This window comes from Lysinibacillus sphaericus (assembly GCF_000600105.1).
In the GTDB taxonomy this organism is placed as follows: Bacteria; Bacillota; Bacilli; order Bacillales_A; family Planococcaceae; genus Lysinibacillus; species Lysinibacillus sphaericus.
The window spans coordinates 3,981,937-4,000,224 of record NZ_CP006837.1; the positions used below are offsets into that span (position 1 = coordinate 3,981,937).

17 protein-coding genes are annotated in these 18,288 nt (G+C 38.3%); 1 reads left to right on the forward strand and 16 read right to left on the reverse strand.

Annotated elements, in window-relative coordinates; all coding sequences use genetic code 11:
• Positions 1–18 precede the first annotated feature (18 nt).
• The 16 genes from T479_RS19400 to mutY form a co-directional block, all read right to left on the reverse strand.
• A complete protein-coding gene (locus tag T479_RS19400) occupies positions 19–831 on the reverse strand; it encodes an HAD family hydrolase (protein WP_025220597.1) in 813 nt (270 codons plus the stop codon).
• 12 nt (positions 832–843) lie between these two features.
• Positions 844–1,944 (reverse strand): cysteine protease StiP family protein, encoded by a 1,101-nt coding sequence (locus tag T479_RS19405; protein ID WP_025220598.1) that lies wholly within the window; start codon positions 1,942–1,944, stop codon positions 844–846.
• Positions 1,944–3,305 (reverse strand): phosphoribosyltransferase family protein, encoded by a 1,362-nt coding sequence (locus T479_RS19410; RefSeq protein WP_025220599.1) that lies wholly within the window; start codon positions 3,303–3,305, stop codon positions 1,944–1,946. The genes T479_RS19405 and T479_RS19410 overlap by 1 nt, the downstream gene beginning before the upstream one ends.
• A complete protein-coding gene (locus T479_RS19415) occupies positions 3,262–4,479 on the reverse strand; it encodes an HpcH/HpaI aldolase/citrate lyase family protein (protein ID WP_025220600.1) in 1,218 nt (405 codons plus the stop codon). Before T479_RS19415 ends, T479_RS19410 begins: the two co-directional genes overlap by 44 nt.
• 145 nt (positions 4,480–4,624) lie before the next feature.
• Entirely contained in the window at positions 4,625–5,200 is a 576-nt protein-coding gene (locus tag T479_RS19420) for a TerD family protein (RefSeq protein WP_025220601.1), read from the reverse strand.
• 35 nt (positions 5,201–5,235) lie between these two features.
• Complete coding sequence (locus tag T479_RS19425; RefSeq protein WP_025220602.1) at positions 5,236–5,817, reverse strand: TerD family protein; 582 nt, start codon at positions 5,815–5,817, stop codon at positions 5,236–5,238.
• 31 nt (positions 5,818–5,848) lie between these two features.
• Entirely contained in the window at positions 5,849–6,463 is a 615-nt protein-coding gene (locus T479_RS19430; protein WP_025220603.1) for a TerD family protein, read from the reverse strand.
• A gap of 369 nt (positions 6,464–6,832) precedes the next feature.
• Positions 6,833–7,726, reverse strand: coding sequence for a nickel transporter permease (gene nikC / locus T479_RS19435; protein WP_029747432.1), 894 nt, complete (start codon positions 7,724–7,726; stop codon positions 6,833–6,835).
• Between the two features lie 15 nt (positions 7,727–7,741).
• Positions 7,742–8,746, reverse strand: coding sequence for an ABC transporter permease (locus tag T479_RS19440; protein ID WP_025220604.1), 1,005 nt, complete (start codon positions 8,744–8,746; stop codon positions 7,742–7,744).
• A 246-nt stretch (positions 8,747–8,992) separates the two neighbouring features.
• Entirely contained in the window at positions 8,993–10,609 is a 1,617-nt protein-coding gene (locus tag T479_RS19445) for an ABC transporter substrate-binding protein (protein ID WP_025220605.1), read from the reverse strand.
• Positions 10,610–10,640: 31 nt separating this feature from the next.
• On the reverse strand, positions 10,641–11,621 hold the full coding sequence (locus tag T479_RS19450; protein WP_025220606.1) for an ABC transporter ATP-binding protein: 981 nt from the start codon (positions 11,619–11,621) through the stop codon (positions 10,641–10,643).
• Positions 11,596–12,609 carry an ABC transporter ATP-binding protein gene (locus T479_RS19455; RefSeq protein WP_025220607.1) on the reverse strand — a complete coding sequence of 338 codons (1,014 nt, stop codon included), beginning with the start codon at positions 12,607–12,609 and terminating at the stop codon, positions 11,596–11,598. The genes T479_RS19450 and T479_RS19455 overlap by 26 nt, the downstream gene beginning before the upstream one ends.
• 324 nt (positions 12,610–12,933) lie before the next feature.
• Positions 12,934–14,658, reverse strand: a complete 1,725-nt coding sequence (locus T479_RS19460) for an ABC transporter ATP-binding protein (protein WP_172583052.1) — start codon at positions 14,656–14,658, stop codon at positions 12,934–12,936.
• A 249-nt stretch (positions 14,659–14,907) separates the two neighbouring features.
• Positions 14,908–15,459 (reverse strand): nucleoside tri-diphosphate phosphatase, encoded by a 552-nt coding sequence (gene ntdP / locus T479_RS19465; protein WP_024364550.1) that lies wholly within the window; start codon positions 15,457–15,459, stop codon positions 14,908–14,910.
• Between the two features lie 296 nt (positions 15,460–15,755).
• On the reverse strand, positions 15,756–15,932 hold the full coding sequence (locus T479_RS23390; protein ID WP_080653394.1) for a gamma-type small acid-soluble spore protein: 177 nt from the start codon (positions 15,930–15,932) through the stop codon (positions 15,756–15,758).
• A gap of 80 nt (positions 15,933–16,012) precedes the next feature.
• Complete coding sequence (mutY, locus tag T479_RS19470; RefSeq protein ID WP_025220608.1) at positions 16,013–17,044, reverse strand: A/G-specific adenine glycosylase; 1,032 nt, start codon at positions 17,042–17,044, stop codon at positions 16,013–16,015.
• A gap of 234 nt (positions 17,045–17,278) precedes the next feature.
• Here mutY and T479_RS19475 point away from each other — a divergent pair, with 234 nt between their 5' ends.
• The gene (locus tag T479_RS19475; RefSeq protein WP_025220609.1) at positions 17,279–18,265 is read left to right on the forward strand and encodes a metal-dependent hydrolase; all 987 of its coding nucleotides are present in this window, start codon (positions 17,279–17,281) and stop codon (positions 18,263–18,265) included.
• Positions 18,266–18,288 lie beyond the last annotated feature (23 nt).

The following is an 18,288-nucleotide window of genomic DNA, read 5'->3' on the forward strand; positions in this document are numbered from 1 at the left end:
CACCTCCTTACATCATACTTACACAATTGGTTGCTTATTGGCCAATTGTAAAACATCTTCGAGTAAATATTTCGTAAAAGCTTCACCGTTATAAGGCGAATACATTGTGTTCTTTAGTATTTGTGGTTGTTTGTCTTTTAAATCGCCGTGGTTTGGTGTATAGCCTTTATCAGCAATAGCGAGCATGCCGTAATCCATTATGGAATCGCCTGCCGCCACGTGCATATTATATGTACAATGCTCCTTCAAATACGAGATTGCAGCTTCTTTTGTAAGCACTTTTGGCAAAAAATATAATTTTCTTCCTTGCAGCAAGACGTGCCAACCATGGACTGCAAACTCTTGAATCATTGCTTGCACTTCGACATCCTGTATAATATTGACATCGATATAATGGACATAAAATAGCTCATCAACATAAAACGATTGTTGAAGCCATTCATCTGATTGGTAGCTATTAAATTTACGTAGCAAATCCGCCCTTGGAATAGAGGAATCTTCTATTCGTTTACGTAATATTTTTGACCATTCCTTATTAGGATGTCCTTGTTCTATTATTGTACCGCCATTGCTCGTAATTGCAAAAGTAGGACGCAATTCTTTTATAACATGGATACGTTCATATTGATGCACTGCTCGCGTTGTAACTGGTACGAATAAAGTTTGTTGGTGGACTTGCTGCAATAATGACATCGTAACTTCCGTCATCATACTAAGTCCCACTCCCTCTTTTCGTTCGGCTATAATCGGTGCTGTTTTCGGTGGGAATTTCTCCATCATGCGCTGGGAGTAAATAAGCGTACGATCTAAATCTGATGTAAATAGTAGCATGTCTTCTCTCCTCTACACTTCTTTTATTAAACCACAGCATGCATAGGACATTTGTGGATATTCTTCAATTTGAACATTTTTTTCTTTGGCTAACAGTAAAATGTGCGCCAATTCCTGTACATATGTTGGGTTAACTAAAATTTTCCACGGAACTCTTCGAAGTAAGACGCGCGTTGTTTCGCCCACGCCTGGTTTTACAAGATGATGATTGGTAATGCCATACTGTTGTTGAATAGCCACAACCGACTCCATTCCTTGCCATGTAATAGCAGATGATTTTCGCTCACAAAGTTGTTGCGCTACATCCTTCTGTACTTGTGTAAAATAGGCACTGATACGGTCTATATAGAAATTGGATACGTCGGCATCTTGTAGTTCTTTATAATATTTCGCCCCATGAAAATCAGTGCCATCCATAAACTGCTCATTCCATACCGTACGGCTCACTAAACCTGAAACCGTTGAATTTAAACATGCGGAAGGTATTAAGAAATCTGCTCGCGTGCCATAAATGGCTGCACAATGTCCTGGATCAGCAAGCACCGCTAATGTAGCATCTAGTTGTTGAATATTTTGTTCATTATAGCTTGCGCACGCTTGTTGTAATTCCCTTGTTATGGCCCCTTTCCCTGTCCAACCATCAATAAATTGAATGCGCGCATGTGGGTGCTGAGTAAATATATATCGAATAGCAGTCTCATCAATACCACGACCACGAAGAATCGATATCGTATAATGCGGAACGCTGACGTTATAATACATTTTTATATATCGTTTAATTAAAATACCTATTGGCGTTCCTGCTCTCGCTAGACTAACAAGCACTAAATGCTCTAAACCTTGACGTGCTACAATTTGCTGTGCCACCACACCAACAGCTAGTGCAATGCGTTCTGCATAGTCTTCCAATGTTTGATAAAACAACGTCATGTACGCTTCGGAAGGAAGATATTCTACAGGCAACATTTCTGAATAATGTGTCCCCGATTGAATAAGTCGTTCCCGTTGTTCATTATCTATTTCTAAGCTTATGTTACTAATATCTCGTAGCAAAAACACAACATCTTCTGAAGAATAGCTTCCCATTTTATCTGGTTGTTTTATTTCATGCATTATATAGTCCTCCAGTCGTGCATACAAATAACGTAAATATTTGCGTTACTCACTGCCTTCAATGCTTGCACTGTCTTTGCAACGACCTCTTGATTGGCTATACGTTCTATGACTAAAAAAAGTTCCGAATACGGATGACTATGTAAGTTGTATAAGTAATTTTCGACACCATTATTTTCTGGACTTTCGAAAGCTATCTTATCAGTAATTGTGTAGGAAGGGTCATCTGCACAATAAATGGGACTACGTGTTGTTGATTGAAAATATACTTCCTGTCCTAAACAAGTCGCTATTTGCATCGGCACATACATAAATTCACCTGTTCCAATGACAAGTGCTGGACCACCTGTACGAAGTGCTCGTAATTGAGCCGCGATGGCTTGCAATGTTTTCTTTTGCGCAACATGCTGCTCGGCTGTTATCGTGAATCGACCTGTCGCTAACATGTATGGCGCTCTATTGATAACGCCATTTTCAGCGATTGAATGGTACTGCTTTTGTTCGACTACCTCGTCCACTGAAAGCAAAGCTATGTCAGCTGTTTGCGGTAATGTTACTGCTACTTGGTTGCTCGTTAAAAGCGGTGTACCCTCACAAGTAAAGTGCCCAGACATAATAGCTACAAAATCTATTGTTATCCCCCATTGCGCTTCTAGCTGAGCAAACATTGCTCGTTGTTTAGATGAACGCCAATCTAAAATTGATAATACCGAGTAGCGTTGGACATGAGGGAATTTTCGTTGCAAGGTTTCGATAATATTTACTACTGTATTGCCCGTCGTTATTTCATCATCAATAAGCACAATCTGTTTTGCTTGTAGCAATTTTTCTGGTTGTTCGCAATATACTCGATGACTTGTGGCATGTGAATGTTCTTCTTCAAATGTCACAAATGGTTCAAGCTCTGGCACTAGTTCACGTGTGGTATGAATATACGTAGCATTAGACTTAAAAACATTAAATACTGCATGCCCTAACGCTGTTGCTGTTTCAGCAAAGCCAATAAATAGCACGTCTTCTGCTAGTTCCAATCCTTGTTCCTCCACTTGCTGCAAAATCTCTTGCACATTATCTCTATTTTGCATAGCCTGTACAACAGACTGTACTAACAAAGGCTCTTTTCCTGTCAATCGCTCATAATACATCATAGCTAGTAAAGCCCCTGTCAGTATCGGTACTTGTGGCTGGACTGCTAAATGCTTACCAAGAACTGTACTAACAAATAAAAACTGTCTCTTTTTATTAATACGTGTCGCCATTTTAAATAAATCTGTTATAGCAAAATCATAAGGATTGTCAGTCATCTCTATTGCGATTTTATAATCCTGAATAATGTTCAACTTGTTGTCGAGCTTCGTCATCCGTTGTTCCCCCTACTGTTGTGTTCAATAAAAGAGAGGCAAAATTTGCAGATTCATTGTATACACCATAAATATATGCTTGGCGTAAAATTTTCTGCGCCCATCTCATATGTGGTTTCATTTCATTCATTTTATTGGCATAATGGCTTTTTAAAACACCCTTTTGCCCATTATTATTTTCAACAATGCTGATGGCATCTAAATACTCCTCATATGAAACAACATACAAGGCATGAACAATACGAATATGGCTAGGATGAATAATCGTTTTACCCAAAATACCATTTTGTTGATCTAATAGTACTTCCTTCATTAGGCCATCTAAATAATCATCGAGTAGTGCCTTACGGGCAAACAACGCTCCTTGTTCACTGAACGGAGTGGCTCTTAGCGTTGGCTTCAATACACGCTCATTGCTGAAATACTCCCAAACTGGTCCGGAAATAACAAAGTCATCTTCTTCACGCCCAAGTACATTGACGATATCCGCAATGCAATCTCGAATAACAGCAATATCGTAAATGGTTGCGTCTACTCTACGTCGAATTCCGTAAATCCCACAAAAATCGGTCGCACCAATACGGACATTTAGTACACGTTTTCTGTATTGACGAAGTACGTCTTTAATCGCAAATAATGCTGTTATGCGAGACTCCTTATATAAAATGTCATGACTTTCTAAAATCGGCATCCCATATAACGTTAGTTGATGCTGTGCGATTGTTTGCTCTAGTATTTCAAAATAAGCTCTCCCTTGTACTGCTGTAAATTTAGGAAACACATAGCCTGTAATCACTTCTTGACGCTTTCCTAATTTAGAGGTTAAAAGCTTAAATTGCTCAACACTACGCACACGAATAAATAGAAGCGGTAAATCTTCAAGTAAAATATCCTTTTGAAGATACAATGTATAAAGCGTACTGATATCTTCTATAATTTTTTCTTCACAGCTTGTTAGCTCTGCATCCCCAACTGCATCTTCTAAATCGATAACAAGTGACTTTAACTCTTGATATTTTTGTGATTGTACCATGTCAATAATGTTAGGCATAGACGCGGGCATATATAATGTTGCACCTAATGCATAGGACAAAATATCAGGTGAATCTAATTTCGTAAATTTGCGTGGTTGTTGATAAAAAATCGTCTCCGCTTCTGTTGCAAAATATTGCATCCAATTCTCTCCCCATTCAAGAATGATTTTGTAAAAAAGACACTGCATCAACCTGTTTTATACAGACTAATACAGTGCCTTCCATTACGTCGCTTTCTCTATTCAATTCATAATCGTAACCATCTAGTTATAAACGGCACTTTAATTATTGCAGTCCATAAGCATTGATTAATGCAGCTAAACCACCTTGATAGCCAGAGCCAACAGCAGCAAATTTCCACTCGCCATTATGTCGGTAAAGCTCACAAAATACGACCGCTGTCTCTATGCTGAAATCTTCACCTAAATCATAACGAAGTACTTCTGAACCGGATTCTTCGTTCGTTAATCGAACATAAGCGTTTAGTACTTGTCCAAAGTTTTGACGGCGACCTTCCGCATCATAAATTGTCACGGTTACAACAATTTTTTCGATTTGAGGAGACACTTGTTTTAAATTAACAAGAATTTTTTCATCGTCACCATCACCTACACCAGTACGGTTATCACCCATATGCTGAACAGATTTGTCTGGACTTGTTAAATTATTATAGAAAATAAAGTCTTGTTCATTACGGCATTTTCCCGATGCATCTAACAAAAACACAGATGCATCTAAGTCAAAGTCATTTCCTCCATCGAATTGTTTAACATCCCAACCTAAACCAATACCTACATTATTTAAGCCTGGGTCTTGCTTCATTAAATCAATGCGTTGTCCTTTACTTAACTGAATACCCATTAGAAGAAACTCCCTTTCTCATATAAAGTTAAAAGTTAGTTTACGTTTAAACCATAATCATTACAAAGTGCCGCTAAACCACCTTGGTATCCAGCACCTACTGCGTTGAATTTCCATTCACCATTGTGACGGTATAGTTCTCCGACAACAACAGCTGTTTCAATACTAAAGTCTTCACCTAAATCATAGCGCACGATTTCTTCATTCGTCGCAGCATTAATAATGCGGATAAATGCGTTCGATACCATACCAAAGTTTTGACTACGTGCTTCTGCATCATGGATTGTAACGGTGAATGCTAGACGTTGCACATGGGCAGGTACTTCATTTAACGAAACTTTAACGATTTCGTCATCCCCTTCACCAATCCCTGTTAAGTTATCGCCAGAGTGTTCAACAGAACCATTACCACCGATAGTATTGTTGTAGAAGACAAAATCATTTTGGTCTGCTACTTTCCCTGTATCAGCAAGTAAAAAAATAGAAGAGTCTAAATCAAAATCATGTCCACCATCGTATTTATTCGTATCCCAGCCTAAACCTACAATAACATTTGATAATCCTGGATTTGTTTTTGTTAAATCAACTTTTTGACCTTTTTGTAATGAAATACCCATTTGTATTCCTCCTCAAATTTATAATTTATAATTATTGATATCTTCGAACTACATCACCAAGTTTTACATCGTTTGTACCGTTACCAATAGCGGCAAATTTCCACTCGTTGCCGTGACGATAAATTTCACCACAAACTAGTGTTGTTAAATTCGAATAATCATCACTTAAATTATAGCGAATTAATTCATTGCCTGTCTTGTCATCGTACACGCGAATATACGCATTTTGAATCATACCGAAATGTTGATTACGACCAGCCGCATCATAGATGTTTACAACAAATACTAATTTATTGTATTGTGCAGGCACAGCTCCTAACTCCACTGTAATGACCTCATCATCACCTGCACCGTCACCTGTTAAATTATCGCCAGAATGCTTAACTGATCCGCATTTACTTGATAATTTCCCGAAGTAAACGACGTCATCTCCTGCCAGTATACGATCATCTTGCAACATTAAAACTGATGAATCACAGTCAACATCTCTGCCTCCTGATCTACCACTAGAAAATAAGCCACCCAATAAGCCACCACTTTTTGTTTGGCCTACTGGATCCCATCCTAAGCCTACTTTAATTTTATTTAAACCAGCTTTGCCTTTTGTTAAATCTACACGCTGTCCCTTTTGTAAATTAATCCCCATGTTAAAGCCCTCCTTAATTTGCATACTTGCTAAAAAACCGTGAATAGTATTTTAAATATGTTGATTAACATGTTTTAGCAACTCCAATAATAGAAACGTTCAGTTACTGCTTTCTTGCGGAAGTCGAATAACTTTTCGCTACATATTGTAATTGTCCGATCCATTTCCTTAATCAACTGTCCAATACACTGCTTTAAATTTTTCAATTTATAGCTATTACGTCAAAAAGTATGTATCAACATACATTAAGTCTAAAATAATATTACATAAAATTCAAATAATGGCTCCACATGAAAGTAGATTTTTATATTCTCCCTTTTTTACCAAATAAAAACCTTCTAGCTTTTCAGTAGAAGGCTCTTTACCATATTAGCTTTTCATTTTCGGATCGAGCGCATCCCGTAGACCATCTCCCATTAAATTAAACCCTAATACCGTAAGCATGATAGCTAACCCTGGGAAAATCATCGTCCATGGTGCTTTTAGTAAGTAGATACGCGCGTCAGCTAGCATTTTTCCCCATTCAGGTGCTGGTGCCTGTGCCCCTAATCCGAGGAAACCTAGAGCAGCCGCTTCAATAATCGCCGTCGCAATGGCAAGTGTCCCCTGCACAATAATCGGTGTCATCGAATTGGGTAAAATATGTGAGAATAAAATACGTGAATCACGCATCCCTATCGCTTTGGCAGCTACGATATATTCTTCTTCTTTTACACTCAACACTTTTGACCGAATTAAGCGCCCAAAGTTTGGTACATTAATAATCGCAATGGCAATTAATGCATTTTGTAATGATGGCCCAAGTACAGCCACTACAGCAATTGCTAATAAAATACTAGGAAACGCCAACATAATATCAAAAATGCGAGAAATAATCGTATCAACCCACTTGCCATAATACCCTGCAAGAATTCCAAGTAAGCTCCCTACAATAACTGAAAGAATTACAGCAAAAAAACCAATTCTTAACGAAATACGGGCACCATGAATAATTCTAGAGAATATATCTCGTCCAAAGTCATCTGTTCCAAACCAATGTGCACTGGAAGGCGCCAATAATCGTTTCGATAAGTCCTGTTCATTGATTCCTTGTGGCGCAATGGAAGGGCCAAAAACAGCAAGGACAATAAAAAATATGACAATACCAGCACCAACAAGGGAGATTTTGCTTTTTTTAAAGCTGCGCCAGCCCTCTCTCCAAGGACCTGCCGCTCGCTCTTGACTTGCCATTGCTTCTTTTTTTATATCTATCGCACCAGTCATTATCGCATCTCCCTCCTATTTGTATTTAATACGTGGATCTATCACAGTGTAAAGTAGATCGACAATTAAATTAATCATAATGAAAATAAAAGCAACAACTAAAATACCCGATTGTATAACTGGATAGTCTCGGAATCCGATTGCATCATAAATATAACGACCAATGCCAGGCCAACTGAAAATCGTTTCTGTTAAAATGGCACCACCTAGTAGCAACCCTGTTTGTAAACCAATAACTGTTAACACTGGAATAACGGCATTTTTCAATGCATGTTTGTAAACGACGATAAACATTTTTTGTCCTTTTGCTCTCGCTGTTCGAACATAATCAGAGCGCATGACCTCAAGCATAGACGAACGGGTAATCCTTGCAATAATCGCCATAGGAATCGTAGCAAGTGCCACCCCTGGTAAGATTAACCGCTTTAACACTTCTGTAAATTGATCAAATCTGCCTTGAATCAGTGTATCCAGCAAATAAAAATGCGTAATTGCGGTTATCGGGTCTCGTACATCATTACGTCCAGATGTAGGCAACCAACCAAGCTGAATACTAAATGCCCATTGTTCCATTAAACCTAACCAAAACACCGGAACCGATACACCAATTAACGCAACAACCATAGCGGTATAATCAAACCATGAATTTTGGAACCAAGCTGAAATAATACCTGCATTGACACCAATAATGACTGCTATAATCATTGCAAATATCGCTAATTCTGCTGTTGCCGCTAAATAAGGAAAAATCTCTTGTGACACAGGTAACTTTGTACGCAAAGACACGCCTAAATCGCCCTGAAAAATCCCCCCCAAATAGCCAAAATATTGCGTATACCATGGTTTATCTAATCCTAAACTTGCGTTTAATGCCTCAACCGCCTCTTTCGTCGCCTGCTGACCTAAAATAACTTGTGCAGGATTACCAGGAATTAGACGAATGAGCATAAAGACGATAAAAGTCATTCCAAGCAAAACTGGGATTAATTGAAATAAACGTCTTCCCATATAGTGAAGCATTTTCTTCACCTCTCTGTAATTTTCTAATTATACTTTTGCTGCGAAAAGCATGAAGTCTATACACATACTGTAGAAAGGGACAGCTTTCAACAAACGATAGACGTTTAGATGGTTTGTCTGTCAGACAGAAAAACGGGTTGCGACAAACATAGTCACAACCCGTTTTTACAACACTAGACAAAGTCCAAAGCTGTAAAAATCTTGTTACGTCACTATGAGTAGCGACAATTTTTATTTCTTTATTGTTTAATTCATATCTACTGCTTCTAAACGATCAGAACCTGTTGGATGTGCAAAGTAATTTGTCACTTTTGTACTTGCAGCTAAGATAGGAATAGAGTGTGCTAGTGGAACCCAAGGTGCATCCTCAGAAATAATTACCTGCGCTTGTTTGTAAAGCTCATTACGTTTGTCTTCATTCACTTCTGTTTGCGCAGCAACTAATAATTTGTGTAACTCAGGGTTGTCGTAGAATGTGTAGTTGTTTGAACCGATATTATCAGCATCTAATAATGTGTAAATAAAGTTATCAGCATCGCCGTTATCACCTGTCCAACCAAGTAAGAACGCATCCGCTTCACCATTTTGAGCTTTTTCTAAATACGTAGCCCATTCGAATGAGACGATTTTAGATGGAATTCCCACATCAGCTAAATTCTTTTGAATCGCTTCTGCAATTTTTTGACCATCTGGCATATACGGACGTGGTACTGGCATTGCCCATAGCTCAATTTCTTTACCGTCATAGCCTGCTTCTTTTAGCAATGCTTTTGCTTTTTCAGGGTCATAAGCATAGCCTGTAATATCATCATTGTAGCCAGCAATAACTGGTGGCATTGGATTTTTAGCAGGCTCAGCTAAACCTTCATAGAACGCATCTACTAACGCTTGCTTATCAATGGCATAGTTCACAGCTTGACGAACTTTAACGTTATCGAAAGGTGGACGTGTTACTGTTAATCCAAGGTAGCCTACGTTCATAGATGGACGTTCGATTAATTGTAGATCGCCATTTGTTTCAATCGATCCTTTATCTGACGGGCTTAAGCCATCTACTACATCTACTTCACCATTATTTAGTGCATTTAAGCGTGCAGAATTATCAGGGATAGAACGGAAAATTACTTTATCTAATTTCGGTAACCCTGCAATACGATAGTCAGGATTTTTTTCAATTGTAATAGAATCATTACGTGTCCAATTTACAAATTTGAATGGACCTGTTCCAACTGGATTATCAATTAGTGCATCGTCATTCGCTTCAAATGCTTTTGGAGAAGCAATGGCAAATGGCACCATCGCTAAGTTTTTCAAGAATGGTGCTTGTGGTTGTTTCAACTTAAAGACAACTGTATAATCGCCTTCTGGTGTAATGGATTCAATGATTTGCTCCCCGCCCATCGTAAATTGAGACATAAAGTATGGGAACTTATCTGCACCAGCTTTCCAGCGCTCAAAGTTTTTTGCAACCGCTTCTGCATTAAAATCTGAACCGTCGTGGAACTTTACACCTTCTTCAAGCTGGAATGTGTAAGTTAAGCCATCTTCTGAAGCTTCCCATGATTTTGCTAAACCAGGCTTTAAAGTAACATCTTGTTCTCCAAAATTAATAAGTGTTTCATAGATATTCACTGTTACTTTAAAAGATTCACCTTCTGTTACTGTTGCAGGGTCAAGAGCTGTGGAGTCGCCACCTCGACCATATACTAATGTTTTTTCACCGCTGCTAGCTGAATCGCCGCCAGTTGACGTATCCTTCGAACCTGTATCCTTGCCATCAGAGCCAGAACTACACGCAGCTAAGATTGTCGAGAGAACAAGGATTAGCATTACGCCCAAAGACCAAAGCTTCTTTTTCTTCATCTATTTTCCCCCTAAAACTTTTTTATATCATTCAATGTTGAATCGCATCATAAAGATGACAAGCAACATAATGACCCGGCTTCACTTCTTGCATGTTCGGTACAACGCTTGAGCATTGTGCCTTCTTAAACGGACACCTTGTATGGAATGCACAACCACTCGGCGGATTGGATGCACTCGGAATATCTCCAGATATAATAAGCTGCTCACGTTCAAAAGTTGGATCAGGCACAGGAACAGAAGATAATAATGCCTGCGTATATGGGTGGAGCGGCTCTGCATATAAATTTTCACTTGCGGTCAACTCTACTAATTTGCCTAAATACATAACCCCAACACGATTACTAATATGGCGTACAACACCTAAGTCATGTGAGATAAAAATATAGGTAAGCTTTAGTTCCTTTTGCAAAGATTGCATTAGGTTTAAAACTTGAGCCTGAATTGATACATCTAACGCAGAAACAGGTTCGTCCGCAATAATTAAACGCGGGTTGGTCATCAGCGCTCGCGCAATACCAATGCGTTGTCTCTGTCCTCCACTAAATTGATGAGGATAGCGTTTTACATGATATTCATTTAAGCCAACAATTTTAAGCAGCTCAATTACTTTCTGCTTGCGTTCTTTTGAATTGCCCATTCCATGCACAATGAGTGGTTCCTCTAAAATCTTGCCAATCGAATGGCGTGGATTAAGTGAAGCATAGGGGTCTTGGAAAATCATTTGGATATCCCTTCGTGCTTTCCGCATTTCACTATTCGATAAGGAAGAAAGCATTTTGCCACCGAATTCAATGTTCCCTGCGGTCGGTTCGAGCAAGCGCATTAAAAGGCGACCTGTCGTTGACTTACCACATCCTGATTCGCCCACAATCCCTAATGTTTCCCCTTCGAATACTTCAAAGGATACATTGTCCACAGCTTTTACATCGCCAACTTGCGTATTCAAGAATCCTTTGCGAATTGGAAAGTATTTTTTTAACCCTTCAACTTTCAATAGCACTTTCGACATATTGAATCACCTCCTGTTCTTCCAGTAAAAAGCACCTTGCTCTATGTTGCTCTGTCTCTTCATATAAAGGTGGTGTTTGTTGTAGGCAACGTTCCATTGCAAATTCACAGCGTGCTGCAAAACGACAGCCATCTTTTATCGTGCCCGGCCTAGGTACACTGCCAGGTATTGAGTAAAGGCTATCTTTTTTGTAACGCATATCTGGCACAGATTTAATAAGTCCTTGTGTATAAGGATGCTTAGGATTTTTAAAAATATCTTGAATAGGTGCCTCTTCAACAATTTGCCCTGCATACATTACAATAACGCGTTCGCAAGTTTCTGCTACGACCCCTAAATCGTGCGTAATTAATAAGACAGCCGTATTCATACGCTTGTTCAAATCTTTCATCAGTTGCAAAATTTGTGCCTGAATCGTCACATCGAGGGCAGTCGTCGGCTCATCGGCAATCAGCACCTTCGGGTCACAGGCCAATGCCATAGCAATCATCACTCGTTGGCGCATCCCACCTGATAGTTGATGAGGATAATCTTTCAGTAGTTCCTCTACACGTGGTAATCCTACTAGTTTCATAATTTCTACCGCCTGCGCAAAAGCCTTCTTTTTCGACCACTTGGGATTATGGATTAAAATTGCTTCTTTTAATTGCTCGCCAATTGTAAATAAAGGATTTAAGGAAGTCATAGGCTCTTGAAAAATCATCGCCACATCCTTACCACGTACTCTTTGCATTTGCTTATCCGTTAATTTCGCTAAATTTTTGCCTTCTAACAGTACTTGTCCACCAGTAATTTTTCCTGGTGGTGAAGGGATTAATCCCATAATGGACAAAGATGTGACACTTTTCCCACTACCCGATTCCCCTACAATCCCTAAAATTTCTCCTTCATGGACTGAAAAATCAATATCATCAACGGCAGGAATCTGTCCATCATCTGTGAAAAACGTTGTTTGTAACCCTTTTACTTCTAACAGCTTTTTTCGCATGTTTAACCGCCCCACCTCACCAATATTTTCAAAAAATACAATTTTATTGAATATTATATACTAACTATCACTAAATTCTCTATTTTCAGATAATTCTAACTAAAATACTTCTCTCTTTCAATCATTATTATTCTGCAAATTACATATATTTTCTACATTTTTCTTCCCCTCCTCCAAAAACTTCTGTTAAATCGATAAATTTCCACAAAAAAAGCCTTCCATTTTATTAACAATGGAAGGCTTTTTTGTGCCAGGCACGCAAACAATTTGGGACTTAAAACCCCCTACGGTGCAAATCATCGGCATTCGTATATTGTGTGATACTTAATCTAAATGTTGTACTTGGAATAAATTATAGTAAGTGCCTTGCTTCTTCATTAGTTGTTCATGATTACCTTCTTCTATTAATTGTCCATGCTCAATAACAAAAATATTATCAGCATGTGTAATGGTTGAAAGTCGGTGCGCTATAATAATCGTTGTGCGATCATGCACAAGGGCATCTAATGATTCTTGAATAAGTGCTTCACTTTCCAAATCTAGCGCTGATGTCGCTTCATCTAAAATTAAAATCGGTGGGTTTTTTAAAAATACACGGGCAATGGCCACTCGTTGCTTTTGACCACCTGATAATTTTACGCCTCGCTCTCCTACCTTTGTGTTATAACCATTTGGTAAGTTCATAATAAAGTCATGTGCATTAGCTGCTTTTGCAGCCGCCATTACTTCCTCATCAGACGCACCTGGTTTCCCCATCAAAATATTTTCCTTAACTGAATCACTAAAGAGAATATTATCTTGAAGCACAATACCAATTTGTGAGCGCAATGAATGGATTGTGACATCTTTAACATTATGTCCATCTACAAAAACCGCTCCAGCTGTCGCATCATAAAAACGGGGGATTAAACTAATAATAGTAGATTTCCCACCACCACTCATTCCTACAAATGCAACCGTCTCCCCTGGTTTTATGGTAAAGTTCATATTTTTTAAAATTGGCGAACCATCCACTTCATATTGAAAGGCTACATTTTCAAATCGCACTTCACCTGTTGCTCGCGGTAATGGAAGGGCATTTTCCTTGTTTTTTACCTCATAAGGCTCATCCATTAATTCAAACATACGATCCATCGAAGCGATAGATTGTGTTAACGTTGTGGATGAACTTACTAATCGACGAAGCGGTCCATAGAGTCGCTCAATATAAGCGATAAAAGCAACCATTGTTCCAAGCGATAATGAGCCATTAATCACTTGATAGCCGGCATAAGCAATAACAAGCAATGGTGCCACGTCCGTAATTGTATTGACTACTGCAAAGGACTTGGCATTCCATCTCGTATGATCTAGCGCTTTTTCAAAAAACTCACCATTGGCTTCATCGAATAGTTGTTGTTCATGCTTTTCTAGCGTAAAGCTTTTAATAATACTCATCCCAGCCACTCGCTCATGTAAATAACTTTGCACACCTGCAAGTGCCTGTGAACGGTTACGTGTTAAAGTTCGTAGTTTACCAAAGAAGAACTTTACACTAATTGCATAGAATGGGAATGCAATTAGTGCAACAAGCGTCAGTTTGACATCCATTGCTAGCATAATACCGACCGCAATGACAATTGTTGCAAAATCAAGCCAAACATTCATTAAACCAGTCATAACAAAGTTTTTCGTTTGTTCCACATCGTTAATAACACGTGAAATGACCTCGCCAGCTCTTGTATTTGCGTAATACTTCAGGCTTAGTCGCTGTAGATGGGCATAAATTTCTTTTCGGATATCAAAAAGTACCTTATTACTCACATGCTGTGCAAAGTATTGACGGTAGTATTCTATTGGTGGTCGTATCACGAAAAATACAATAATTGTTCCACCTAGCCAATAAAACAATTCCTTTGTTTTTTCTGTATCCGTTAAATCATCAGCACCAATAATATCATCAAGTACTATTTTTATAAGCAATGGAATAAATAACGGAATCGCAAATTTCACAATACCAATGAATACGGTTAAAAGTATTTCCCATGTGTATGGTTTTACAAAACGCATATAACGCTTTACGCTACCCAATTATCTTCACTTCCTTATTTGAAACCCATTTCTGCTTAAATGGCTTTCTATACATTCAAAAAGAAACAGACATTCAATATTGAATGCCCTTACGTATTATAGCAATATTTAGCATGAAGTACAGTTAGTAAAACTTTTGTGCTAACTATTTTTCACTTTCATTGAAGCCTCTCTTTATAAAATACCCTTTACATGAAAAAAAACACCCATTAGTTAAACTAATAGGTGTTACTGACAATCATCTGCTTGCATATCGAGCTGAAACTTATAGCGATTCGTCCATGCATCGATAAAATCAGGTGCAAAAGGCCCTCTTTTTTGTTGTATCCAGCTAATTAATTTTTCGACATTGCGCTTTAAAATTTTATCGATTACATCTGGGTAAGACATTTCCTGTCGATGTTGTTCATATTCATCTTCATCTAAAAGGGTATACGACATATCCGGAAAAACCTTAATATCTAAATCGTAGTCAATATATTTAATGGCATTATTATCGAAAACAAATGGTGAGCTTAGATTACAATAATAATACACACCGTCCTCACGCAGCATGCAGATGATGTTGAACCAGTGCTCCGCATGGAAATAACAAATAGAAGGCTCTCTCGTTAGCCACGTACGACCATCGGATTCTGTCACAAGTGTTCGTTCATTCGCACCGATTATAATGTTTTTCGTTCCTTTTAAAACCATTGTTTCTTGCCAAACACGGTGGATGCGGCCGTTGTGCTTATAACTATGTATTTGTATCGTTTCTCCTTCTACCGGTATTGCCATTTTTGAAGCCCACCTTTTCGTCTATGCTACCTAAATCTAGCAGTCTCTAGTATATTATAGCAATCTGTACGCGAAAGGTGTAGTTGAAAACTACAAATTTCACTGTGTCATGTTATTTATGTACAAATTTTCGTAAATTAATAGCAATTTCCATCATAACAAAAACCTCAGGAATTTTTTATCTTTCTATATAATACGTGTCACAAGATATAGAAAAGGGCTGTCCTTTTCATCTTTTCGATTGTTAGACAGCCCCTTAGAAGGTAAATGCAATTATGCAGTTACAAAGTGAGAGATTACTCGCTCGCGTTTTGGTTATTCTTAGCGTATTTGCCTGAAGCTTGAGCTTTATTCTGCTCAGCTTTAGCATTTTGCTTTTGCACTTCGTTGAAGTCTGTTTCATAACCAAACTCTTCACTTTGGCGTTGCATGTTTTTATTTGCTTGTTGGTTGTTGTTTTGATTTTTCTTCATCAGTCATTCACCTCCACGCTAATTATTGTGTACAGAGGTGATTACTTTTATGCTCTTAATTTTTTAAATTTTCATTTCCACTATTTAATCGCTTGCCATATCTTCAGCATAGGTACAGGCATCGGTAATAATTCTATTTGCTCACGTGTCAGCCATTCACCCTTCTCAGCTGTTTTACTCTTAATATAATAAGCATTCACATGCCAAGTTAAATGAGAGAAGATATGCTTAAATGTTAAAATTGGCTGGTGTGCTTGGACATTTAATTCATGATGGTGAGCAAATTTTATCAAAGAATCATCTTCTTGTTCCACCATTGGAAACTGCCACATATTCGCAAGCAATCCTTCTTCTGGACGCTGTTCCATCAATATCCGTCCATCTTCATCCTCACAAACAAAGACATCATATGAAATATGCTTCATCTTTACTTTTTTAGATTTAATAGGAAGATTTTCGGGTTCACCCTCGTTAAAAGCTGTACAGTATTCTCGGACGGGACATAATAAGCACTTTGGTGAAGTTGGGGAACAAATAAGCGCCCCAAGTTCCATTAAGCCTTGGTTAAAAGAAGATGCATTTTCAGAATCAATTAGTTCTTCAACAGCCGCTTCAAAAATCTTCTTTGTTTTTGGAAGTGCAATATCATCATGGATATTAAGGACACGACTTAAAACACGCATAACATTACCATCAACTGCATGCTCGGGCTTATTATAGGCAATACTTAATATAGCTCCTGCAGTATAAGGACCAATTCCTTTTAGTTTTGAAATTTCATGCCGGTTATCAGGTACAATTCCCCCGTAACTTTCTAATACCTCACGCACACCTGCTTGTAAATTCCGTGCTCGTGAGTAATAACCGAGGCCTTCCCAATGCTTTAATAAATATTCCTGTGGTGCCTCTGCTAATAATTCTAGCGTTGGAAAGCTTTCCATAAAGCGATTATAATAAGGAATTACTGTGTCAACTCGTGTTTGCTGTAGCATGACCTCAGACACCCAAATTTTATAAGGGTCCTTTGTATGCCTCCATGGTAAATCTCGTTTTTCTTTTTCGAACCATTCGACTAAAGATTGTCGAAATTCTGTTACATATGGATAATTCACAGTGACCTCCCGTGTTTTTACGATTTAATTTATGATAAAAAGGGTATACAATTAAGAAAAGCTAATTCGCATAATATGACAAAAACGTATTTTTAATACGGTATCATTTACCGTATTATGTGAATGAATACTTAGCGATAGAAAGGTAAACTGTATAAAGCAATACGATACCAATATTGAAATATACATGTATGCATTGTACGCCTTTTTCACGCATGCTAGGAGTGGATAATTTTGGATTCAGGTACACATTTCGTTATGGGCATAGCACTCGGAGGTCTCGCTTTAGCTGACCCAGTAGTTGCAAATCATTCAATGACCTTTACCGCCGTTATGGCTGGTACCATTATCGGCTCACAAGCACCTGATGTTGATACGGTCTTAAAGCTTCGCAATAATGCGATTTATATTCGACATCATCGCGGTATCACCCATTCAATTCCAGCTGTAGTCATCTGGCCAATTTTAATTACAATCGTGCTATCACTAATTATTCAAGACGCGAATGTGTTGCATTTATGGCTTTGGACATTTCTTGCAGTAGCCATTCACGTTTTCGTTGATATTTTTAATGCATATGGAACACAGGCCATTCGTCCATTCTCTAGAAAATGGGTTGCACTTGGTGTTATTAATACATTCGATCCGATAATATTCACTCTCCATTGCCTTGGTATATTACTATGGGCATTTGGGGCAAATCCAGTTTGGACATTTAGCGTCATGTATGGCATTATTATCGTCTATTATATTTTACGATTTGCTTTGCAAAAAGCGGTTAAAAGAGCCGTTCATAATACCATACAGGATGAAGATTATGTTATTGTAGCTCCTACAATGCGATTTTTTCACTGGCGCATCGCTGCAAAATCTAAAACGCATTACTATGTTGGCCGTGCGTATGGGCGAACAGTTAATATTTACGATAAATTTGAAATCAAACCATTACCGAAAACACCGACTGTTGAAGCTGCTATGAAAGACCCGAATCTCGATGCCTTTGTGTCATTCTCACCATTATATCGATGGGAAATTTCAGAGCTTGAAAACGGCTTAACAGAAGTAAGGTTAATTGATCTTCGTTACCGTAGTGACAATCGCTATCCTTTCGTTGCAGTCGCTCATTTAAACGATGCCGATGAAATCATTACCTCTTACACTGGTTGGATTTTCACCGAAGATAAACTTCAGAAGAAATTACAAATTGGCGCTAGCAATTAAAGAGTCTACAGAAAGCTAATAAA